Below are 22,868 nucleotides of genomic sequence, written 5' to 3'. Positions count from 1 at the left end.
TGGTTGCTAACCCAGAAAACACCGGAGTGAGGCCAAGTTCTCATCACAAACGCTGGTTAGGTGCCGCTTTTTGCAAGGGCACCTAACGGGCGAATACAACAGTGAACCATCTGGAAAAAGATATCGGCTTTACCGCTGAAGAGAACGAAGTCGTTTTGGTCGCGTGTCAGCGTAACGAGTTGTTACGCCTGCCATATTTTCTGGAGTACTACCGCGGCCTTGGTATCAAGTCGTTCATCATCATCGATAATGGCTCCACAGATGGTTCCCTTGAATATTTGATGGCGCAGGCGGACGTCTACTGCATTCAAGACCGTACCCGCTACAGCATTTTGGAAAAGTGCTTTAGAACCAATATCGCCAACAAGTATCTGGATAATCGCTGGGTATTGTTTGCTGATATTGATGAACTCTTGGCAATTCCGGGTGATGGCGCCGTAAGCCTGCCTCGTCTGTGCGAATGGTGGGCAAGCAACAACTGGTTTACTGTCAGCTCTCCAATGGTTGATATGTACGCAGCATCGCCATTGGCGCAGGTTCACTATGAAAAGGGTGAGCCATTCTGGAATGCTTGCCCGTATTTTGATGCCCGCGGTTATCGTATCTTCCTAAACAGTTCCAAAGATACCAGCTACATTCCCAATTTTCGCCTCTATGGCGGTCCTAGGGAACGGTTTTTTGCTGGCAAAGAAGCCCGCCTTTCCCCATTTGAGCAGTTCTTGGATGATGCTTACTTTTCGCCCCACCGGCCGCTAAAACGCCGCTTCTTACAGAGCAGAGTACGCTGTTATCTCAAAGAAAAGCACGCGCTTGGCACTATCCTCATGCAGAAGTCGCCGCTGCTTTTATGGAAAAAGGGCATGGAAATCTCGCCCGGTGCGCATTTCCTCATGCTCACAAACGGCTACACAACGGCGAATATCGCGCCGGATTGGTGCCCGTTGCTGCACTTTAAGTATTTTCAGGATTTTAAGCGCAAGTGCGAGGTGGAGGTAGAGCGTAAGGAACATTGGGATGGGGCAAGCGAATACAAGCTCTACAACAATGCTATGGCGCAGTTTCTGCACCTAAACCCGATCTACGCCCATACCGCCAAGTACACTGGCTATGCCAGCATGCTGCCATCTGGTCTTGCCAGATGCTCCGCCAAGACAGAGGGTTTCGTAAAGCGTAGTTTGCAGCAACAAGGCACTGCCAAGGTAGCGGCTTAGGCCTTGTAGTCGAAGCCTGTTTCGCGGCCAAGCTGCTTAAGAAAATCAACCATGAAGCGCGTGCGCTCTTCTGCAACTTCCCGCCCTGCATTGGTGCACATGGTCTGAGAAAGACGCAGCAGCTTGATGGGAAAATGGTCCACCGCGAAGGTTTTATCATCCAGCCGGCGATGCTCGCCAAAGGGGTCGCCGCCATCAAACAGGCCGCCGCCCAGTTTTGCTGCAATGTAAAAGGTGCGGGCAATGCCTATAGCGCCAAGCGCTTCCAGCCGGTCCGCGTCTTGAATGATCTTCGCTTCTAGCGTCTGTGGTTCAATGCCTGCAGAAAAGCTATGGGCTTCAATAGCGTGCTGAGCAGCCTTAATCTGTTCATCGCTAAGCCCTGCACGGGTGAGAATTGGCCCTGCGGCCTCTGCAGAAAAGGTGGAGGCCATTTCCCGCTGCGGGTGGTTTTTGGGCAGGTTTATAAGGTCATGCAAATAGGCGGCTGCGGTTAATACAACAGGGTCTCCCGCGCCTTCTTTTTCAGCAATCTCAAGCGCGTATTGACGAACGCGGCGAGCGTGGAAAATGTCATGGCTTGCATCCTCGTCCTGCTCGGCGGCACGTAGAGCTGCTTCAAGTTCGTTTACAAGCGCGTCCATCTTCATAATTCCCGACATAAACCCCGATCATCCTTCAATAGCCTTTCTATCATGAAAGGCCAAGGTGTGCTGTCTGCTCCTAAGCTTTGTTCAATGCAACGGGTCCATGATCGGTAACACCGCTTTTGCGTCACCCTCTTCAACCATTGAAACCATTTGCGCAAATGGCATTGGCCTGCCGAAATAGTAACCCTGATAGATGTGAATGTTGCTCTGCTTGAGGGCCTCGACCTGGTCGGGGTGTTCAACGCCTTCAGCGATTATTTGCGCGCCGCCGCTTTCGCCGATCAAGGCAAAGGCAGTTATAATTTTTGGATGTTTGCGAATGGTGTCCAGACTGACAACAGTCATGTCGATTTTCACGTAGTCATATTGGAATTTAAGGAATGTGGTCAGGTTCGAATAGCCTGTACCGAAATCATCAAGCGCCAAAGTGATGCCAGCTTTCTGAAGTTCCTTGAAAATCGCAATATAGCTCTCCTCTGTTGACCACATCTGGTTCTCGGTTATCTCGACAGTTAGTTCCAGCCCTTTCGTCTGCATTTTCTGCGCAAGGCGAACCAGCTCTTTCAAAATACCGGCGTGTTTAAAGCTGATCGGAGAGACGTTTATGGCAACTTTGAAGCCGTTTGGGAGTTTGAAGTCATCGACCGCATGCGAAAGCCGGTCTATGACCATGTAGTCGATATCCGGCAGAGTTTCCGTTTTCTCAAAAAGGTCGAAGAAGTAGGGCGGCGTCACATTGCCTTTTGCGTCGATATAACGAACGAGGACCTCGGCGCCGTTAAATGTCTGCGAGCGGGCGTCAAATTGAGGCTGTACGTAGATGGTGAAGTCTCCGGCTTGGAGAATGTTGTTTACTGCGAAGCGGGCGGCGTTGTGATCGGAAATCAGGTCTCGGTGCTCGGAAATACGAAGTGCATTGCCGGTTTCAGTGCCGCGTACGAAAATGGCGTGGCTCATCAATTCGGTGTGGCTTTTGCTGATGAACGGCCGGTAGACGAAAACGCCCAGAACGATAAGAGCGAGCTGCACTACACAGGCGAGCATACTACCGCCAGTACCTAGCCAGACATTATAGAGCGGTGGCGTCATCCAATTGATATCATTGACGATTGGAGGAATGAAACCAACATAGGTGAGCCAATAGGCAATCGTGAAGTTGATAAGGGGAACGAACAAAAACGGGATAAACAGTAACGGGTTGAACACAATCGGCATACCGTAGACGATCGGCTCGTTAATGTTGAAGACAGAGAATGGCAGGCTGGCCTTGGCTACACCGTGAAAGGCCTTTCTGTGTGAGCTTAAAAGCACTGCGATAATAAGGGAAAGCGTAGAGCCACACCCGCCTATCGCAGCATAGATGTCCATAAAATCATAGGTAAGGAAGCTATAATATTGAATGCCGTGACGTAAAGTGTTCATGCGGAAATTGCTTACAGTTTCGAACTGATTGAGTATTTCTCCAAGTACGTTGTGACTGTGGACGCCAAAAAACCAGCAGAGCTGACGTGTGAATTCGTAAAATAGGCCCGAGGCGTAAGAATCAGGAATAAGGTTTACGCCCCAACGAGTCGTTATGTCCCCCAGTGCCAAATCGATCTGTACCATTACATGGTAGAGAAAAATTGAAGCGATAAAGACGATTGTTAGCTGTATAAGTGTCTTGAACGCTCTGTCACTAATAAAATCGTTATATAAACATAGTATTTTCACATGTGACGTGAATTCAATAATGAAGGAGCAGAGATAAGATACAGTAATAGCTGTCAGTATGTTGAAATTGGACTCAAAATTTCCGTAACCGTATAGAAAAGATAAAGTTGAGATTGATAGAATAGAGCAGATCATACTTATCGGCACCGAGATGCGCCGGTACGCAGCATTTACGCAAGTTAGTACTGCACAAAATATGAACGGCATTAAATTAAGAAATCTGTCGTTTATGCCAAATAAAATTGAGCCGACCTTAATATATCCAATTTGATTTAGAATAGTTATAGCTAGAATTAATACTGCCCTAAATACCATTAGTGGCATAATCAGTACTGATGTTGTTATTAGAACATTAGCAGTTTTTGATCTGGATACATTTTCCAGTAAAGATTTTATTATAGAAACGGTTTTGCTGCTCCGCAGGGTAAACATCGGTTTTTTCAATACATGCGTGTTGGAAGGACTTTATGCAACCATTGGTGTTTTTTGCGTTGAAAAAAGAAAGTCAGGTTGAATACGAACTACTAGTTAGGGGAATGAACAGTTCGTTGAAGTTCTCTTAGGTTAATCCCTTTTTGTAAGCACAACAGGTCGTGCTGCGGCCAGCCCTGAGCACCGCGTTCAGGTTTCAGTCTTTTCTTTAGCTCTGTGTGTTTTGGTGTTTTGAAAGAAGCGCGAGGGATACGCCAATGCAAAAGCTTGAATTGGGACGTAAAACATCCACCCAAGGAATGGTGGACTATCACGCCAACTCCTCAGCCCAGCAGTCCATCATTCTCGGTAAGGACGAAGAGATCCGCTCGCTGGTGCGCCGAATGGGGGCGCAATTGTCAGAATTTCGCATTGTCGACTATGGCTGCGGCCCCGGGCCCAGTGCCATCCAATCGGTAAAGCCGGCGCTAGAGGCCTACCGAGGCGCAGGGCATGACGGGCCAGTGGTTGTTAGCCACGCGGACCAGCCCGGTAACGACTGGAACGGCTTGTTTCAGCTTGTCTTTGGCGGTGAGGGGTATCAGCAGCACATTCCCAATGTGCGTAGCCAGGCTTTGGTGGGATCGTTTTACAAGCAGCTAACGGGCGAGGGGAGTGTTGATTTAGCGCTCTGCTTTGCGGCCAGCCATTGGTTAAGCCGCGCGGTTCGCGTTCATTCCCCCAATACTCTTTGGTTTGCCGACCTCACCGGCGCAGCGCGAGAAGAGATGGTGGCATTTGCCGAGCAGGACTGGAAAGACTTTCTGACACTGCGTGCGAAAGAGTTGAAGTCCGGCGGTTATCTCTTCCTTTCAACGCTGGGGTCATTTCCTGATGCGCAAGAGAAAAATGGGGCTGCGGCCTCTGGCCGTGGTATTTACCGAGCGCTCTATGAAGTAGCGCAGGGTATGCTGGCAGATGGCATGCTAAGGGCTGATGTGCTGGATACTTTCCTGTTTTCGCTCTGGTTCTTAACTGCAGATGAAGCGCGCAAACCGTTGGTTGAGGATGAGTTCCTCTCCTGCGCCTATTCAGTAGAGTGCATCGAGGTTGTGCCTGCCGCAGAAAACCCGGATGACTTTTTCGCTCCCCTAGCAGCGGACAAAAAGGAATATGCGCAAACCTACACCGGTTACATTCGTGCCTTTGCCGATAGCACGTTGCGAGCGAACCTTTTTGGGCCTTCAGCAACAAATGCCAATGATGAAGAGGCAATTTCTGCCGAGTTTTATAACCGGCTCTGCGCTATCTACGAAACGCGCGGGGCGGAATTCGCGTTTGAGCTTTGGCATCTCAACGTTGTTTTAAAGCGCAACTGATTGTCAGGCTGTGTTAAGGCGCAGCCTAGCAACCAATCAACCAGCGCTGAGCAAACCCAAGGCGCGGGCGGCAGAAACGGCATCTGCACGCTTGTTGCAACCCAGCTTTTTGTAGGTGTTCTTGAGGTGGAACTTTACTGTCGCTTCCGACAGGCCCAAACGCGTTGCGGCGAATTTGTTGGAAGCGCCTTCCGAGATAAGCATCAAGACGCGCCGCTCCATGCGGGTGAGCAGATCGGCGTTGGTTTTTGAGGGCGCACTAATCGGGTTGGCGTTGGAAAGGCTATCAAGAACACCGCGCAACTGGCCGCTGGAAAGCAGGAAGGTACGGATGTGGCGATCAGCAATCGGTTCTTCCAAGAATACGATATCTTCATAAAGCGAGCCGATGGAGCCGCTGCGGGCAGCCTCGGTCAGCACCTGCATCAAGGTGGTTGATGCAAGTGTGGTGTGCTTCTGCCTGCGGGCGATGAATACCTTAACCGAACTCAGCATACGGTGCTGGTTGGTTGTGAGGTTATAGTTGGCCAAGAAGCAGTCAAGCTGGCGAAGCAACAGAGGGCGCTTTGGGCGCTCAAAAGCGATGTGGCGCATCCACGCCATTGCAACGGCGATCTCTTTTGGATCGCTCAACAAACCCAGATCATGAAGTGCGCCTTCCACCCACGTACGGTTGACGCGGCTTTGAACGGAGTTCAAGTGATGGCTTGCTTCCAACCAGCGGCCGTTGTTCTGCAATAGCTCGATACGGCGCATGGTAATGTTGAAACGAAAATGCGGGGCGCGCCAATGGGTTTGCCGCCAGCTTTCCAGATAGTTTCTAGCGGCGTTAAGCGTGTAGTGGCGATTGATGATCTGCGCACCAAAGTAGATGGCAATATCGGCAAGGCTTGGCCAGATGCCGTCCAGCTTGAAGGCTTCCATGTCGGTTGCAAGAAAGTCCAGCAGCGGCCGGCTATCGCCCTTTTCATAGGCAATACAGCAAGCAAGCAGGCTGTTCACCCGTTCTTCAAAGTCTGTCGCGTAGCCGAAGTTTTTGAGCAGTGCATCGGCGCTGGTCTGCGCTTCTTCCGCGCGGATTGTATCACCCTGCTTCAGGGCAATAACGCATTGGTGCACACGCACATAAAACAGCATGGCCGGAATGCCTGCCTGCTCGTAGTGGTGAAACGCCCATTTGCTCAGACGGCTGGCTTCTGCAAGGTCGCCCGTTCGCATCTGTAGCTCTAGCATACTGTTGTAGAAACTGCCGCGCAGCAGATGCTTGGTGGTCGGGATGTCCGCCACAAGGCTGTTCATCTTCGCCAGTGCTTCATCTTCTACAAGGTGGTCCTCGTAGGTTGCCAGCAGCAGACGCACAGAGCGCTGAATGACCGAATACCGCTCCGGTGATGAGATCACATGGGTCAGATCGTTGTAGCGTTCGCCCCAAACGTCGCACAGCAGCTTAAGGCCGCGCACAACATCACCGGTTTTTGTTGCCAGCAAAGCGCGGGCAGAAACAACCTCTTCATGGGTGACGGAGTGGGGAAAGCCGCGCAGCACCGGCTCCATTTTCTCACGGCCATAGCGGTGCAGAAAGAATGGTCCGCCGTATTGCGAAAATAGTTCTGCCGCCTCGTGCATGTGGTCCGCCGCTTGCAACTCGCGAATGGCTTCGGGGACCAGATCAATCTGCCGCAAGATCCGAGAGGATATGGTGTGAACGCTCTCGCTGTCCTGCGTTTTGATGCACTGGTCAATGGCAACGGCTGCGGCTGATCGCAGGCTCGGAACACCCCAATCCAGTTTGTGCTTGTGCAGCTGCACAAGCGGGCGGAACTTCAGTTCAAACTCATGCAGGTGAAACAGGCTGACAGATTGGCTTTCCAGTCCTTCCGGCCGTTCAAGAATAAGCTTTAGGAGCGAAAGCTCCTCAATACCGGCTTCTGCAAAAAAGAAGGCCTTGAGGAAACGGACCAGAACAATATCGTCCGGCGCACGCTCTCCCTGCCTTGCTACAAGCCACGGCCAGCCAGCATTATCGGCAAAAGCTCTGCGCCCTTCGATAGCGCCGAGTGCTTTGCGCATTTCCTCTTCGCTCAGGCTTAGGTCTTCATAGTTGACGGCCTGCGCCTTGCCGTAGAGCACCAGGCGGTCACACCATGGCAAATCCCAAGCGGGTCTGCGGGTTATGATAATGCGTTTGCGGGTGGAGGTAATCAGGCTCTCGGCTAGCGCTCCATCTTCTGCGCGGTCCAGATCCATAAACACAAATGGCAGGTCTTTACGCTCGGACCAATGGTGGTGGCTACCGGCTGAATGTGTGGAAACATCATCAGCCCACGGCTCATCCGTGCCGTCGCTTAGATGGGCGATGGTTTTGATGAGCTCTGTTTTGCCAGAACCAGCCGGAGCGTTGACGATGATGAGCTGCTGGTCACCTTCAACAATCGAGCGCGCAAGAGCATGGGTTTTGCTACGCAGGCTTGCGAGCAATTTCTGCTGTGTTTCGCGCGCTTTTTCTTGTTTGCCGCCGTGCATGTCGTTCGCCCCTTCGCCTCCCTGATCCCGTCGAAATGCCCATAACCGGATCAGGCCGCTTAAGCCTGACAGATGGAGGAGGGGGCGTGTTTCAGCTATTTGGGGCAAGTACCTAAAGCAACGCAAATGGGCAAATTGCCGATCTAACCCGTTGAATTAACGTAAAAACTGGCAAGCTGGAAGAAGTGTCGCAGTAACGCGTAAAAGGCACCTACAAATACCTACCAAGGGTAGGTGCTGGCTTTGAAAACCTATCCTTCTATTGAAAAAAGCTACCCTTCCGCACCGTTGCGACAGGTGCCCTTTGCTTGTTGAATAGCGTCAACAATGCTGCCCTGTCTTGCGCAGGATGCAAGCGCTTTCTTTTAAAAATTCTACGGCTTATGCGAGAAAGGCAATCCCGCAATGACACTGGGATATGTAGAGCTGTGTGCCCGCCGTTTGGTCGGGTTCGCCCTCGTCTTATTAGTCCTATCGCTCATGACATTCGTGCTCGCACGTGTCGTGCCGGGTGATCCTGCGCGTATGGCGCTGGGTCCAAGTGCAACGCCGGAGCAGGTCGCAGCCCTGCAAGTTGAAATGGGCTTCGACAAGCCGCTGCCAGAACAGTACCTGCTTTATCTGGGCAACGCCGTTAAGGGTGACTTTGGTAAGTCCCTTGTGACTGGCCGTCCGGTTACCGAAGAAATCATGAGCTTTCTACCAGCCACTTTGGAGCTGGTAATCGTCACCATCTGCATCATCATCTGTGTTGCTATTCCGCTTGGCGTTATCACCGCCCGCTACCGCAACTCCTGGATCGACAGCCTTGGCCGTGTGTTCTCACTCACCGGTGTAACCATGCCATCGTTCCTGTTCGCAATTCTTTTGCAGATGCTGGCCGCCACCTATTTTCCGCAGTGGCCAATTCTTGGCCGTGTTGACCATACCCTTGGTTTTCAGGCGTCCATAACCGGCTTTATGACCCTTGATGCTCTGCTTTGCCTGCGCTTTGACGTGTTCTTCAGCGCTGTTCAGCATCTGGTGTTTCCGGCAATTGCGCTGTCCATGTCCGGTATTGGTCAGATCACCCGCATCACCCGTAGCGCGATGATCGAGCATCAGCGCCGCGACCACACCTTGACCCTGCGCTCCTTCGGTGTGCCGCAACGTGTCATCACCTTCCGCTATCTGCTCAAGCTCTCCTCCATTGCACCTATCACCATTCTGGGTCTGGAGTTTGCAGCGCTGATCGGTAACGCGTTCGTGGTTGAAATGGTGTTCAGCTGGGGTGGTTTTGCGTCCTACGGCCTTGAAGCGATTTTGCAAAAAGACCTGAACGCTGTGATGGCCGTGGTGATGGTTGCCGGTATCTTCTTCATCGTGGCGAACCTTGTCATCGACATCATTCTGGCGCTGCTTGATCCGCGTCTTCGGTTCAAGGAGGCAAAGTAATGTCTGCTGTTTCTTCCTCTTCCGCTGCCCTGCAGCCAGCTGCACCAAAGGTGCTGAGCGCTCGCTATATGGCTTGGTACCGGTTCTCCCGTAACCCTGCCGCTGTGATCGGCGCGTTTATCGTCACCTCGGTTATTTTGATCGCCGTGTTCGCGCCGCTGATCGCGCCATATGCCGAGCATGTTGGCTCTGTGGTGAACTTCCGCGCGCGTCACCTGCCGCCAGACCTTGAGTACCTTGCTGGTACTGACAAAGTGGGCCGCGATATCCTGAGCCGTACCATTTTCGGCTTCCGTATCTCGCTGCTGCTGGTTATCGGCGTACTGGGTGTGTCTGTTCCAATCGGTACCATTCTCGGCCTGGTTTCCGGCTATGCGGGCGGCATGACCGAGCGTGTTATCACCGGCCTTACCAACATCATGCTGGCTTTGCCGCCACTGGTGATGGCGCTGGCAATCGGTAACGTGCTGGAACCGAACCTCACCAACGCGATGATCTCCGTTACCCTACTGTGGTGGACATGGCATGCGCGTCTGGTTTACCGCGTTACCCGCACTGTTGCTTCTGAGGATTACATCGAAGCAGCTCGCCTTTCCGGTGCTTCCCATATGCACATCCTGTTTAGGGAAATTCTGCCGAACTGCGTAGCGGTTATCTCCGTCAAAACCACCCTTGATGCGGCTTACGTGATCCTGTTCGGCGCGTCCCTGTCGTTCCTCGGCCTTGGCGTAAAGCCTCCGACCCCTGACCTTGGTTCCATGGTTGCTGATGGCCGTCAGTACCTGCCGGATATGTGGTGGGGCGTGCTGACACCGGGCTTTGCGATCTTCTACGCCACCCTTGGCTTCAACTTGCTGGGCGATGGCCTGCGCGACATGTTCGATGTGGAGGCGTAACCCCATGCTGCTAGACGTTAAAGACCTTAACCTGTCTTTCCGCACCTATGGCCAGACCCGTCACATCCTTAAGGGCGTGAACCTGCAAATCCCTGAGGGTGGCCGTGTTGCGCTGATCGGTGAAACCGGCTCGGGCAAGTCTGTCACCTCCAAGGCGATCCTTGGCACCTTGCCGGATACGGCTCGCATTACCAGCGGTCAGATCCTGTTTGACAGCGAAGACATTTTGCAAAAGAAGGCAGAAGCGCGTGAAAAGATGAAAGGCACTGCCTTTTCCATCATCATGCAGGACCCGCTGTCTTCCTTTAACCCGGTGTTCCGCATTGGCCAGCACCTTGAGGATGTTCTGCGCTATGCCGATATCCGCTTGGGTGAGGTGACCAACCACGAAGACCGTATCCGCCGCATTGATGAAGTGCTGCAGATGGTTCAGTTGGGCGATCCTGAACGCGTGCGCAAGGCTTATCCTGCGCAGCTTTCCGGCGGTATGCGCCAGCGTGTTCTCATTGCGCTTGCTCTGCTGCATCAACCACGCCTGCTCATTGCAGATGAACCAGGCACCGCGCTGGACGTGACCATTCAGGACGAGATCCTCAACCTCATCAATCGCTTGGTGGATGAGAACGGCCTGTCCTTGCTGATGATCACCCATAACCTTGGCGTTGTTCGCCAGACCGCTGACGATGTTTACGTTATGCGCTTTGGCGAGATCGTCGAGCATGGCCCGATTGGCTCCATCTTCCGTGCGCCGAAACAGGCCTATACCCAGCAGTTGGTGGAAGCGATTCCTGCCCTTTACGGTGAGCGCGTTAAAGAGCAGCCGCAGGTGGAAGTGCTGGAAGGCGAAAAGCCGGTTATCGAAGTTGAAGACGTAAGCAAGATCTTTGAAAGCCGCCGCTTCCTGCGTGGCAAGAGCGAGTTCAAGGCCGTGCAGAACGTATCGTTTGATGTGTTCCGCGGCGAGGTCTTTGGTCTGGCTGGGGAATCCGGTTCCGGTAAAACCACCATGGCCCGCATGATCATGGGTATTATGGAAGCCTCTACCGGCTCCATTACCATTGATGGGCACACGCGCGGTTTGTGGAACAAGGACAAGGATCTACGCAAGAAGATCCAGATCATCTACCAGAACCCGGGCACCTCTCTGAACCCGAAGCGTACCGTGCGCCAAACGCTGAGCGTACCGCTGAAGGCGCTTGGTTACGATGCGCAGAAGATCGACGCGCGTATTCGCGAGTTGCTGAACTACGTTGAGCTGCCAGAGCATTACATGTCTGCCTACGCTCACGAGCTTTCAGGCGGCCAGAAGCAGCGCGTTGCGATTGCCCGTGCGATTGCGGCAGAGCCGGAAATTATCATTCTGGACGAGCCGACATCCGCGCTCGACGTATCGGTGCAGGCATCGGTTATCAAGCTGCTGCAGCGCCTGCGTGACGAATTGGGACTGACCTATCTGTTCATCTCCCACGACCTGTCCCTCATGCGCAATTTCTGTTCGCGCATTGCCATCATGCGCAAGGGCCAGCTCGTAGAGCAGGGCACGGTACGCGATGTCTTTGAAAACCCGAAACACGATTACACCCGCACGCTGATCTCCGCCATTCCGGTGATGACCGAGGAAGAAGAACAGCAAAAACCGGAAGTGAGCGCCGAAGTGCGCGCGCAGTTCTTGGTTTAACCGGCGGAAAAACAACGATAGATAGTCAGGAGCAAGCTGTGTACCGTATAGGTGTTGATGTTGGCGGGACCAACACAGACGCAGTTATTTTGAAAGACCGTGAGGTGGTTGTTGGCCTTAAGCGCCCAACCACAGCCGACGTCACCAGCGGTGTTGTAAACGCGCTGGAAGCAGCCATCACGCAGGCGGGTATTGACCGCAAGCTGATCAGCGCTGTGATGATTGGCACCACCCACTTTACCAACGCGGTTGTAGAGCGCCGCCACCTGAACAAAGTGGCCGCTATCCGCATTGGTTTGCCTGCAGCAGCCTGTTTGCCGCCAATGGTAGACTGGCCTGCGGACCTGCGCGAAGCAGTGGGCGATTATGGCTACATGATCCACGGCGGTTACGAGTTTGACGGCCGCGAACTGCACCCGCTTGACGAGCCTGCGCTGATCCAGATCGCAAAAGAGATCGCGGACAAGGACATTCGCGCTGCTGCCGTGACCTGTATCTTCAGTCCGATCCAGCAGAACATGGAGGAACGCGCCAAGCAGATTCTTCAAGAATACTGCCCGGACCTGCCTGTTGTGCTGTCTTCCGACATTGGCCGCATGGGTCTTTTGGAGCGTGAAAGCGCATCCATCATGAACGCGTCCTTGCTGGAACTTTCCGAGCGCACCATTGATGCGTTCTCTGAAGCGCTGGTTTCTTGTGAGCTGCACTGCCCGTTCTTCATCACGCAGAACGACGGTACACTGATGGCGGCTGAATCCGTCAAGCGCTTCCCGGTACAGACCTTTGCGTCCGGCCCAACCAACTCCATGCGCGGCGCTGCATTCCTGACCGGCGTTAAGGATGCAATCGTGGTTGATATCGGCGGTACCACCTCCGACGTTGGCGCGCTTCAGCATGGCTTCCCACGTCAGGCTTCCACCGTGGTGGATGTAGGCGGTGTTCGCACCAACTTCCGTATGCCAGACGTGTTTGCAATCGGTCTTGGCGGCGGCTCTCTGGTAGAGCAGGGCGCTGATGGCAAGGTTACCGTTGGTCCTAAGTCCGTTGGTTATCGCATTTTGGAAGAAGGTCTGGTTTTCGGTGGCAACACCCTGACAGCTTCTGACATCGCGGTTGCAACTGGCATGGCGGAAATGGGCGATGCCTCCAAGGTAGCAGACCTTGACCCAGCGCTTGTTGAAGCTGCACGGGCACGCATGGCTGAAATGCTGGAACGCGCTGTTGAGCGCTCCCGCCTCAGCGCTGCGCCGCTTCCTGTTATCGCCGTTGGTGGTGGTTCCATCCTGATGCCTGAAAAGCTAGGTGATCTGGAAGTTGTCCGTCCTGAAAACTACGCCGTTGCAAACGCTGTAGGCGCTGCAATTGCGCAGATTTCCGGCGATGTGGACCGCATCTTCGCGCTTGAAAATGGCCTGACCCGTGAAGATTGCCTGCGCATTGCAGAAGAAGAAGCCCGTGCCAAGGCAATTGCTGCTGGCGCACAGGCAGACACAATCGAACTAATTGAAAAAGAAGACGTACCGCTTGCGTATCTGCCGGGTCATGCAACCCGCATTCGTGTGAAGGTCGTTGGCGAAATGGGGCAGATCGGTGGCTAACAAATCCCAACCAAAACTCTGGGTTCTGACAGAGGAAGACATCGACGCGCTGGAAATCGGTTCCGCTATTCTTGGCACCGGCGGCGGCGGCAACCCTTACATTGGTAAGCTGCGCGCCAAGCAGGCGATGCGTGAAGGCCTCAAGCTGCAGATCATGGACGTTGATGACGTTGATGATGATGCGCTGGTGGTTTCTGTTGGCGGTATCGGCGCCCCTGTTGTGGGCTACGAACGCCTCAAAGAAGGCCGTGAAGGTCTGCGCTGCCTGCGTACGCTGGAAGACCGCCTCAACTTCAACGCTGTTGCTGTTGTGTGTGAGGAAATCGGCGGTCAGAACTCCATGGAACCGCTGATTACCGCAGCGCTTGCCGGTCTGCCGGTTCTGGACTGTGACGGCATGGGCCGCGCGTTCCCTGAAATGCAGATGGTGACCTTCTCCATTTACGGTCACCGCACCACGCCAAGTGCGCTGTGCGATCTGCACGGCAACACCGTAATCATCGACCATGCGGTATCCGAGCTGTGGCACGAGCGTATGGCCCGTGCGGCGACTGTTTCGCAGGGCGGTGCTTCTGTTCTTGCGTCTGCTCCGATGAAGGGCAGCTTCGTAAAACAATACGCCATCAAGCACACCTACACGCAGGCAATTGCGCTTGGCCGTGCAGTGCTGAAGGCTCGCGCCGAGTTCCGTGATCCTGTTGCAGCAGTTGCAGAGCAGGAAAAAGGCAAGGTCGTCTTTACCGGTAAGATTCAGGACCTCAAGCGTCACCTTTCTAAAGGTTTCGTATTTGGTGAGGCCCATCTCAACGGCATCGACGCATACGAGGGTGATGAAGGCTCTATCGTTATTCAGAACGAGAACCTCATCTTCCGTCGCAACGGCAAAGTGGAAGTGGTTGTTCCGGATCTCATCATCGTTCTTGATGTTGAAACGGGTGAAGCCATCACAACCGAAATGCTGCAATACGGCCAGCGCGTTGCCATTTTGGCACTGCCTGCGCCAGAGCTTCTTAAAACGCCTGAAGCTCTTGAAGTTGTTGGCCCACGCGCCTTCGGCTTTGACGATGTTGAATACATCCCGATGAGCGTCGAACGCTAATCCAATTCGCGGCGGGTGGTTTGCCACAAAACCTTGTCACCCGCCGGTTTTTCCAAGCAGACAGAGCCGAAATTTCTTGGTGGAGCTGGGCACTGTCTTCCCGTAATTCTTTCGGAAAATAGGACAATGCCCATGAAAAAGGCACTCTTGGCCGCTGTTGCCCTTTCGCTTGCGAGCCCGGCTGCAGCACTTGCTGAAGACAAGGTTTCTATCACTGTAAACATCGTACAGTTGGTAGGTAAGATCGACCCTGCTGTGATCGGCAGCTACACCGAATACATGGCGGCGGTAAACTTCTACGATGGTTTGACCACTGTTGCGCCAAGCGGTGAAATCATCCCGCAGCTGGCTGAAAGCTGGTCTGTCAGCGAAGACAACCTGACCTACACCTTCAACCTGAAGAAGGGCGCTACCTTCCAGAACGGTGATCCGGTTAAGGCTTCCGACGTTGTGTACTCCCTCAACCGCCTTGTTGCTATCAACAAAGGCCCTTCCTACCTGTTCTCCGGCCTTATTGCTGAAGACGGCGTGAAGGCTCTGGACGATCACACCGTTTCCATCACCTTGAACAAGGTGTACGCACCGTTCCTTTCCAACACTCCGCTGATCCTCGTTGTTAACGAAGCGCAGGCAAAAGCCAACGCGACCGCTGAAGACGAATGGGCAGAGCTTTACGTTGGCCAGAACCCGATTGGCGCAGGCCCTTACAGCCTGAGCAGCTGGAACCGTGGTTCTGAAATGATCATGGCTCGTAACGTGAACTATCACGAGGGCTGGTCTGCAGACAAAAAGCCGATTGACGAAGTTCGCTTTGTTATCACCCGCGACGAAGCAACCGTTCGTGCGCTTGCAACCCGCGGCGAGCTGGCTTTCTCTTCCCAGTATCAGGCTAACGAAACCTACGATGCTATCGGCAAGATGAAAGGCTATGATGTTCTTGAGCTGGACACCGCGTCCAACCTCTACATCAAGCTGAACCACCAGAAAGCACCGACCGACGACGTACACGTTCGCCGTGCTCTGGCTTATGCGCTGGACTACTCCACCGTTCGTGAGCTGATCTTCCCAAGCTCCGACCTCAACGGTCCTCTGGCTGCATCTTTTGCTGACGCTTACAACTTTGACCTGCCTGCTGTTGAGTTCAACCTTGAAAAGGCAGAGGAAGAGCTGAAGAAGTCCAAGTACTACGGCAATGGCCCAATCAAGCTTGACCACGTATACGCTGACGACACGCCTGTTTCTGAAGAAATCGGTCTCCTGTCCAAGGCAATTCTGGACAGCATCGGCTTTGAAGTTGATCTGCGTCCAGAACCATGGACCCGTATGACCGAGCTGGCTGCAAACCCGGAAACCACGCCAAACGCAACCCAGATCTATCAGGGCCCAAGCTACCCATCTCCTGATGCGGTGTTCTTCGTGTCCTACCACTCCAAGGCTGCTGGCACTTGGGCGTCTACCTCTTGGGTGAACGATCCTAAAGTTGACGGCCTCATTGAGAAGGCTCGTGGCCAGACCAACCCTGATGAGCAGAACGCAACCTACAAGGAGCTTCAGGCTTACCTCGTAGACCAGCAGTCCGACATCTACGTTGGTACCCAGAAGCGCCAGCACGCACGCAGCGTTTGCTTGCAGGGCTTTGAATACATTCCAATGCAGAGCTGGGACCACGACTTCTCCCGCCTGTGGTGGGATTGCTCCGCAAAGTAATTTGTCTTTGAAAGCGGCTTGCGTGCTTCCGTTCGCAAGCCCGTCATGGACATGAAAAAGTGCCCGCATCACAAACGTGGTGCGGGCACTTTGCGTTTCATATGTGGTGCTACCGCACGCGCTTAAAGACGGTATTGCTGCGGACTAGGATGCTCACCTAGAAGCAAATAGAAGTTGTTGCGCAGGTGCGCCTGCATCACACATCCTCCCTCTTCTGGTTTTCAAGAAGCCGTCTGCCTATGTTTGCTTGTGCCCGTTCGGCAATTGCGCCGCTTACCTTAAGTACATCTATTGTCGCTGCTGGCTTGGTGCTGGCAACGCCTTCCTTTGCCGCCAGTTTTCCGCCAGCCCCTGCTGTTGGTCATCTAGGCCACGTGGTCGTTGATCCTTACGGAAATGCTCCGCTGAGTGCATTGGTGGACCTTGGTGGCAAACATCCAAGCCAAATGCGGGTGAGGGTGCATGGCAAAGGCGAAGAGGGCGTGGAAATCGCCTACACCGTTTCTGAAGAAGCGCTGCGCCGCCATGATGGTGTGCCGATCGTGGGGCTTTACCCGAACTTCCGCAACACAGTGACGCTTGAGTATGCGCTTGGTGATGAAGTCATTACCGAAGACTATTCCATTCTCACAAGCGGTTTGGTGAACCCTTACCTCGACAATCGCAGCATTACCGCTGTGCCAGAGGTGCATGTAACCAAGGTGGATGAGCGCTTTGAAGACCGCCTCTATCTGGTGAACACCCACACCTATACCCCGCAAGGAACCGACTTGCATTGGGCAGGGCGCAAAAGTGCCCGCGATAAGAAAGAGGGAAGCTGGGGTTCATCGCCGGAACAGGGCTCTGCTCCGTTTGAAAGTGCACCGCTGACCTTCGTAGTCGATACCCAAGGCGAATATCGCTGGTGGCTGGACCCAAATGCGGTTTTTGACGGTCGTTCTATCGATCTGGACAAGCGCGGCTATTTCATGGGCTTCCATGAGGTGCAAGGCGGTGAGTACACCTTCGTAAACGGCCAGAACTGGGGTTATTTCGACCTACTTGGCCGCGTGAAGGAATATGATCTGCCTCGCGGCTATGCAGATGCTTCTCACGAAGCGCGGCCAATGCCAAACGGTCATGTACTGGTGCGAGCCTCCAAACAATACTATGTGAACCCGGAGGGCGATACCGTTCACACCGTGCGCGACTTTATTCTGGAGTTGGACCAGCGCGGCAACCTTGTTGATGTTTGGTCGCTACCGGATATTCTTGATCCATACCGCGATGATTTGCTGAAAGCGCTGAACCTTGGCGCGGTGTGTGTGAGCACCTCGTTTGAGGCGATTGGCTCCACGCTTGCAGAAGATTTGAAGTCCGCATCTCTCACAAAAAAGAAGCATGCGATTGATGCTCCTTACGGAGATATTCCCGGTGTTGGCGCAGGGCGCAACTGGGCGCATGTTAACGCCATTGACTATGATGATGTCGACGACAGCATCATCCTTTCCCTTCGCCATCAGGGCATTGTGAAGATTGGCCGCGACAAGAAGGTTAAGTGGATCCTGAGCCCGTCGCAGGGTTGGACCGGCGAACTTGCCAGCAAAGTTCTGACACCAGTTGATAGCAAAGGCGACAAGCTGAAGTGCACCGAGTTCGGTGCTTGTGAAGGCGGTTTTGAGTTCTCTTACACCCAGCACACTGCATGGCTGAGCGACAAAGGCACCTTGACTGTTTTTGACAATGGTGATGGCCGTTACCTCAATCACCCATCTCAGCCGACTGGAGACTTTAGCCGTTTTGTCGAGTACCGCATCAACGAAGACAATATGACAGTTGAGCAGGTTTGGCAGTACGGGCAGGAGCGCGGTATGGAGTGGTACAGCCCGATCACCTCCAACGTTGAATACCGTGCAGACCGTAACACCATGTTCGGCTTTGGCGGTTCTATTGATCTGTTTGAGCGCGGCAAGCGCACCATCGGCAGGATCAACGAGATTGACTACGAAAACCACGATGTTGAAGTGGAGATCGACGTGCTTTCCGACAAGCCAAACGGAACACACTACAGAGCGCTGATTGTTGACCCGTCAACGCTTTTTCAGCAATAAAAAGATCGAATGAAGAAAAAGCGCTGCGGTTGAGAAACACGCGGCGTTTTTTTATGGCCTTAAGAGGCTTTATCGAGATTGTCCGAGCTTGGCGCCAACTCGATGATCGAAACGGGATCGCTACCCTTGATGCGTTCAAACGGATTGGCGCTGACGGGTTTTGTTGGAATGCATTTGGCAAAGCTCCAACGGTTACGACCTGCCAGCTTACTTTGGTAGAGAGCGCTGTCAGCGGTAGCAAACAGGTTCTCGCAGTGGCCCGTTGCCATGGCCGCGCCGATGCTTAAGGTCACCAAGCTGTTGTCATTACCCCAGCGCATTGGTTTTACGCGTTTCAAGAGATGGTCGAGCAGGTTCTCAAGGTTTGCGCCCTCCAGAACAACCAGACCGGCAAACTCATCGCCGCCCAAGCGGTAGGCTCGGTCTGACCCGAAGATGTCTTTCAAAGCCTGCGCAACGCGAACGATAACGCGGTCACCATGCTGATGGCCAAAGCCATCGTTGATCTGCTTGAAGTGGTCGATATCGACAAGAACAAGAGCATAGGACTTTTCAGTCTCTGCCACCTTCGGCAGGTCTTCATCAAAAGCGCGTCTGTTCTGCAATCCCGTCAATGGGTCAAGGCGAACTGCCTCGCGATGGGTGAGGTAGCTCTCTTCAACGCTTTGCAGTTGCTTCAGGCTCTTTTTGATGAACCACTGCGATCCGGTGTCATCCAGACGCGGCGAGTTACCGATGTTCGTCAGGCGCTCTTGTAATATGAGCTGCTCCTGCTTGAAGACCTTCAATAGCGAGTAGACGCCCAAAATCGAAATAATGGAGATGACAAACAAAGGGCCAAGCAGGCTGAACAGTTCATGCACCAGCGTGTATTGGAAAACGGATGGCGGAACGTAAAGGCCGACTTCCCAGTCAACAGAGCCAACAGGCTGGATCAATGTCGTTCCGTGCGTCAGCTTTTTGAGCATGGACGGCTCTGGCTTTAGCTGCGCCGAGCCTTCTTCGAAAAGCTCAGGATTTACGATATTGATGATCTGACCGGTTTCGCTATTGCGAATGAAGAGGCTGCCTTCAAGCGAGCCTAGTGTTCTTTCAAGCGCCGCCTGCGTGGAGGTCAGCGACATATCTACCAGAATGAGGCCGAGGAGGTTGCCGTTATCATCGCACACCTTGCGGGCAAGCGTTACGACAGACTGGCCCGAGATGAACTCCTCATACGGGCCGAACCACATTTGCTCGACATCATCGTGTTCGAGAATCTTATACCATGGCCTGTTTGTTGGCTGATAGGTCGCAGGCTGGACCCACTTGGGATAGGTTTCTACCGCCTTTGTAATGTGGTTGTAAAAGAAAACGAAAGAGTCTTTCTCGAGGCGAATTTGATAGGCAATTGCCCATCGTTCATTGATGGCTGGCTCGCCCCGTTTAATCGCTTCCTTGTCAATTCCTTCCAGAATTACGTCTTGCTGACGCTCACTTTGTAAAATGCGCTGCTGTATGAATGTTGTTTCAAGCGTCTGCAGCATTTGTTGGTAACCATCAAGCTGCAGGGTGTTGTGTCGCTTGAACAGAGCGCCAGCGAAAATAAGAACGAGAACAAAGGTTGCGATACCCAGAACAAGGCAGAGCTTTGCCTGAGTATACGGACGCTTGGAAAACATGAGTTATTCAAAAGGTGTTTATACTTTGGTCGATCACCATTGCAACAAATACGGATGAAATAATATAGGTAGAAAGTTTATTTTGTAACTAATCGGTGACAAAGTAAGTGGTGCGTCAATCTGCTCATAGCTTAAACACAATAGGCGCAAAAACTGCGCCTAGTATGGCAGTGTTGTGTAATTAAACCCTGTTACTTTGCATTAGAATGGCGTTTACTGTGCAATATATGCTGCGTCTCTTGCGCTGATCGTACAGTTTCTACGCGCATATGCTCAATACGTTCCAGCGCCTGCCTACTTTCTTCTACATCTACTTCCACCGCATGCATGGTGGTATCAGAAAGGGCAGAGAGGCGATTTGTTTCACGAATGATCTCTTCGGTAGCTTCATGTTGCTTGGCAACTGATCCACCAATGGCCTGAGCGGTGTTTCTTAGTTCATCCAGCGCCTTAAAGACTTTTGAAAGGATTTGTGAGTTGGCTTGCGTAACATCGCGCGCAGTCAGCAGGTGCTTGTTCAATGCGCTTACTGCACTTTCCGTTTGTTCCGCCAACTGCTTTACTTCCTGTGCTACAACAGCAAAGCCGGAGCCTGCATTGCCAGCCCGTGCAGCTTCAATAGAAGCGTTCAGCGCAAGCAGCTTTGTTTTGTTGGCGATGTCGGAAACGAGTTTGGTAAAGTCACCGATCTGATCGGTAAGGCGCTCGATCTCGAAAGCCTGTTCACGGGTTGCAACAAGGCCTTGGCGGGTTTTTTCTACCGCATTCATCCCTGCAACCACTTCCTCTTCAATCTCGTTGATAGCGCCGGTAAGCGCGGAAACTGCCTCGATAACTGTGCCCACGCTGGTATTCGTGTCACGCATGTTATTGAGGCTCTCGTGAATTTTTTCATCAGAACGACGAATGAAGCGCTCGAAGTTTTCCGCTTCATCACGAATATCAAAGAGCTGGTTGGACAGACGCTCAAGGGCAGTGAGGGAATATGGATTGTCGTCGGTTGAAGGGCCCTTCAGTGTCTGGTGTTCAGCTTCCTTGAACTGCAGATCCTGAAGCGTTTCCTTAGCCTTGCAACACTCGGCAATGGCAAGCTGTAAGCGGCTTACGGCCTGCTGCGATGGGCCAAGCTGAGCAACCGCGTTGCCGCAAGTTTTAAGCTCAAAATCGCCGCGAGAAAGAGCCAGAATCGCTGTTTCCAGAGCATGTAGACGCGAGTAACGGGTGCCCGCGGAAAGCACGAAGACAACAACGCCAAAGGCGATCATGGCGATAGGGAGCGGCAGAGGGATAGAAGAAGAGGCTTGCGGAACGCAAAGACCCAGAAATCCGAGGGTTATCAGGATCGTCGCGACAATTTCCAGCGCGCGCCCCCTAATCAATGTGCTGTTCGGTCTCATGATAGCTTTGGCTGCTTCTCTTATAGGACAACCCATGCACGGCGGACTGTCCGTTTAGTTTTTTTGAAGCACCCCATATGCGCCTATCTGGAGCAAATTGCGTGGTATTTTTTGCCAAATTCGAAAGATAGTACCAAGAAAATGCCATGTTTGAGCATAAGTGACGCGTTTTCCTTTAGGGGATTTGTTTAGTTGCTGCGCGAAATGCTCAAATAACGACAATTATACTAAACTGCTTCTAGTATGGCAGTTACTTGGGCAGGTCGCTCGAATCTCACTGCAAAGCTTTGAGGTTGCCGAGTGTGCGGCAGCAATTCAGAAGTTCCCGCCATTGGAAGAAAGCCACTGTATATCAACAGGCTACGTGTGGAGTAAGCCAGACAGAGCAGCAAGTAAGTGAAAAGCTGATTAGGAAGGTTCTGGGAAAGAGAGGGAAATGGGAACCCAGACCAGATAAAGGGGATGGCGGGTTCCCATTCTCTTTTGCGCCGGACCTTAAAAGCCGACTTGCTCTTAAACTCCGCTTGCCTTTTTTCCCCGATAAAGCAAGGCACTTTGTGAAGGTCAGCAAAGTGGTAGGTTCACAGTCGGTCCAGAAGAATGAACAGGGGAAGATCCTACACGGCACAATTCTAAGGTGAATCTATGGGAAAAATTATCCGGTAAAATGCCTAAAATAAATATTTATTATGTATTACATAAGAAAAAAGGCCCCAGCAGTAAGTACTGCCGGGGCCCTGAATCCCCTTCTCTAAGGAGAGGATGACTATAAGATCATGTGATCTTAGAAGTCGTGCTGTACACGCAGGGTGAAGCGGGTGTCTTCGACTTTACCTTTAACTTCGAAGTCGTCCTGTGCGTGGGAAAGAACACCAGCAATGCGCAGGCCTGGAGCAGGGGTCCAGTCTACGGAGCCAGCTACAGCGTAACGGGTGTAGTCTTTGTCAGTCGCGCCGTCTGCGTCTACGTCGAGGTAGGTACCTTCAGCACGTAGGGATACGTCTTCCATAACCTGGAAGATTGCGCCAGCGCCGAGAGAGTACGCAGTGGTGGTTTCGCCATTGACCATGTCGAAGTCGCGGTCTTTGTTGCGAGCGCCAACGTAGGACAGAGCACCATCAGTGTAAGCTGCCTGGAATACGATGGAAGAACCTGGTGTCAGCATGTCAAGGTTGAACTTTGCAGTACCCTGAATAGCATAACCGAATTCGTTATCGTAGCCAACTTCTGCAACTTCTTTAACTGCTGCGTGCAGGTTCAAAGAGCCCCAACCCTGATTGTAGCCGAAGCCACCGATTACTGCAGGAAGACCGCCGTCTTTAACGCCCATGTCGCGTTCGTCGGAAGATTCGATACCGATGAAGCCGGTTACGCCGTTGCCGAGGTTCTTGGTGTAGGTTGCAGACCAAGTGACGGTATCA

The 22,868-nt window shown here is 52.8% G+C and carries 15 protein-coding genes; 9 read left to right on the top strand and 6 right to left on the bottom strand.

Annotated elements, in window-relative coordinates:
• Positions 1-101: 101 nt before the first annotated feature.
• A complete protein-coding gene (locus E1162_RS02685; RefSeq protein WP_155126404.1) occupies positions 102-1,211 on the top strand; it encodes a glycosyltransferase family 2 protein in 1,110 nt (369 codons plus the stop codon).
• Here E1162_RS02685 and E1162_RS02680 read toward each other — a convergent pair.
• Together E1162_RS02680 and E1162_RS02675 are read right to left on the bottom strand one after the other, a co-directional pair.
• Positions 1,208-1,873, bottom strand: a complete 666-nt coding sequence (locus tag E1162_RS02680; RefSeq protein ID WP_257098608.1) for an HD domain-containing protein — start codon at positions 1,871-1,873, stop codon at positions 1,208-1,210. The two genes, E1162_RS02685 and E1162_RS02680, sit on opposite strands and share 4 nt — an antisense overlap.
• A gap of 72 nt (positions 1,874-1,945) precedes the next feature.
• Positions 1,946-3,898, bottom strand: a complete 1,953-nt coding sequence (locus E1162_RS02675) for an EAL domain-containing protein (protein ID WP_257098617.1) — start codon at positions 3,896-3,898, stop codon at positions 1,946-1,948.
• Positions 3,899-4,263: 365 nt separating this feature from the next.
• Between E1162_RS02675 and E1162_RS02670 the strand changes: the two genes are divergently transcribed.
• Positions 4,264-5,364, top strand: a complete 1,101-nt coding sequence (locus E1162_RS02670) for a class I SAM-dependent methyltransferase (RefSeq protein ID WP_155126398.1) — start codon at positions 4,264-4,266, stop codon at positions 5,362-5,364.
• Positions 5,365-5,400: 36 nt separating this feature from the next.
• On the opposite strand, the gene E1162_RS02665 is transcribed toward E1162_RS02670, so the two are convergent.
• Positions 5,401-7,887, bottom strand: a complete 2,487-nt coding sequence (locus E1162_RS02665; protein WP_155126395.1) for a helix-turn-helix transcriptional regulator — start codon at positions 7,885-7,887, stop codon at positions 5,401-5,403.
• A 405-nt stretch (positions 7,888-8,292) separates the two neighbouring features.
• On the opposite strand from E1162_RS02665, the gene E1162_RS02660 reads away from it, so the two are divergent.
• The 7 genes from E1162_RS02660 to E1162_RS02630 all read left to right on the top strand — a co-directional run bounded on the left by E1162_RS02660 (position 8,293) and on the right by E1162_RS02630 (position 18,389).
• Positions 8,293-9,321, top strand: coding sequence for an ABC transporter permease (locus E1162_RS02660; protein WP_155126392.1), 1,029 nt, complete (start codon positions 8,293-8,295; stop codon positions 9,319-9,321).
• On the top strand, positions 9,321-10,217 hold the full coding sequence (locus tag E1162_RS02655) for an ABC transporter permease (protein ID WP_155126389.1): 897 nt from the start codon (positions 9,321-9,323) through the stop codon (positions 10,215-10,217). Before E1162_RS02660 ends, E1162_RS02655 begins: the two co-directional genes overlap by 1 nt.
• A gap of 4 nt (positions 10,218-10,221) precedes the next feature.
• Positions 10,222-11,895: a dipeptide ABC transporter ATP-binding protein gene (locus E1162_RS02650; protein WP_155126386.1), complete on the top strand. Its 1,674-nt coding sequence runs from the start codon at positions 10,222-10,224 to the stop codon at positions 11,893-11,895.
• A 38-nt stretch (positions 11,896-11,933) separates the two neighbouring features.
• Positions 11,934-13,493: a hydantoinase/oxoprolinase N-terminal domain-containing protein gene (locus E1162_RS02645; protein ID WP_371311779.1), complete on the top strand. Its 1,560-nt coding sequence runs from the start codon at positions 11,934-11,936 to the stop codon at positions 13,491-13,493.
• Entirely contained in the window at positions 13,486-14,592 is a 1,107-nt protein-coding gene (locus E1162_RS02640) for an S-methyl thiohydantoin desulfurase family protein (protein ID WP_371311778.1), read from the top strand. Before E1162_RS02645 ends, E1162_RS02640 begins: the two co-directional genes overlap by 8 nt.
• A 132-nt stretch (positions 14,593-14,724) precedes the next feature.
• Positions 14,725-16,299 carry an ABC transporter substrate-binding protein gene (locus tag E1162_RS02635; protein ID WP_442587041.1) on the top strand — a complete coding sequence of 525 codons (1,575 nt, stop codon included), beginning with the start codon at positions 14,725-14,727 and terminating at the stop codon, positions 16,297-16,299.
• Between the two features lie 239 nt (positions 16,300-16,538).
• Positions 16,539-18,389, top strand: coding sequence for an aryl-sulfate sulfotransferase (locus E1162_RS02630; protein WP_155126377.1), 1,851 nt, complete (start codon positions 16,539-16,541; stop codon positions 18,387-18,389).
• Positions 18,390-18,448: 59 nt separating this feature from the next.
• Here E1162_RS02630 and E1162_RS02625 read toward each other — a convergent pair whose 3' ends face one another.
• The 3 genes from E1162_RS02625 to E1162_RS02615 form a co-directional block, all read right to left on the bottom strand.
• On the bottom strand, positions 18,449-20,050 hold the full coding sequence (locus E1162_RS02625; protein WP_155126374.1) for a diguanylate cyclase domain-containing protein: 1,602 nt from the start codon (positions 20,048-20,050) through the stop codon (positions 18,449-18,451).
• A 191-nt stretch (positions 20,051-20,241) separates the two neighbouring features.
• A complete protein-coding gene (locus tag E1162_RS02620) occupies positions 20,242-21,447 on the bottom strand; it encodes a methyl-accepting chemotaxis protein (protein WP_257098607.1) in 1,206 nt (401 codons plus the stop codon).
• Positions 21,448-22,231: 784 nt separating this feature from the next.
• Positions 22,232-22,868 (bottom strand): porin (locus E1162_RS02615; protein ID WP_257098606.1); only part of this gene is annotated, 637 nt, incomplete at its 5' end.

It is taken from the genome of Pseudovibrio flavus, assembly GCF_009711345.1.
Lineage (GTDB): Bacteria > Pseudomonadota > Alphaproteobacteria > Rhizobiales > Stappiaceae > Pseudovibrio > Pseudovibrio flavus.
This window is presented reverse-complemented; position numbering and strand designations above follow the sequence as displayed.

Coding starts and splice junctions, on each gene's coding strand:
- E1162_RS02680 (WP_257098608.1), bottom strand. CDS start 1,873: ATGTCGGGAATTATGAAGATGGACGCGCTTGTAAACGAACTTGAAGCA.
- E1162_RS02675 (WP_257098617.1), bottom strand. CDS start 3,898: ATGCCACTAATGGTATTTAGGGCAGTATTAATTCTAGCTATAACTATT.
- E1162_RS02670 (WP_155126398.1), top strand. CDS start 4,264: ATGCAAAAGCTTGAATTGGGACGTAAAACATCCACCCAAGGAATGGTG.
- E1162_RS02665 (WP_155126395.1), bottom strand. CDS start 7,887: ATGCACGGCGGCAAACAAGAAAAAGCGCGCGAAACACAGCAGAAATTG.
- E1162_RS02660 (WP_155126392.1), top strand. CDS start 8,293: ATGACACTGGGATATGTAGAGCTGTGTGCCCGCCGTTTGGTCGGGTTC.
- E1162_RS02655 (WP_155126389.1), top strand. CDS start 9,321: ATGTCTGCTGTTTCTTCCTCTTCCGCTGCCCTGCAGCCAGCTGCACCA.
- E1162_RS02650 (WP_155126386.1), top strand. CDS start 10,222: ATGCTGCTAGACGTTAAAGACCTTAACCTGTCTTTCCGCACCTATGGC.
- E1162_RS02635 (WP_442587041.1), top strand. CDS start 14,725: ATGAAAAAGGCACTCTTGGCCGCTGTTGCCCTTTCGCTTGCGAGCCCG.
- E1162_RS02630 (WP_155126377.1), top strand. CDS start 16,539: ATGTTTGCTTGTGCCCGTTCGGCAATTGCGCCGCTTACCTTAAGTACA.
- E1162_RS02625 (WP_155126374.1), bottom strand. CDS start 20,050: ATGTTTTCCAAGCGTCCGTATACTCAGGCAAAGCTCTGCCTTGTTCTG.
- E1162_RS02620 (WP_257098607.1), bottom strand. CDS start 21,447: ATGAGACCGAACAGCACATTGATTAGGGGGCGCGCGCTGGAAATTGTC.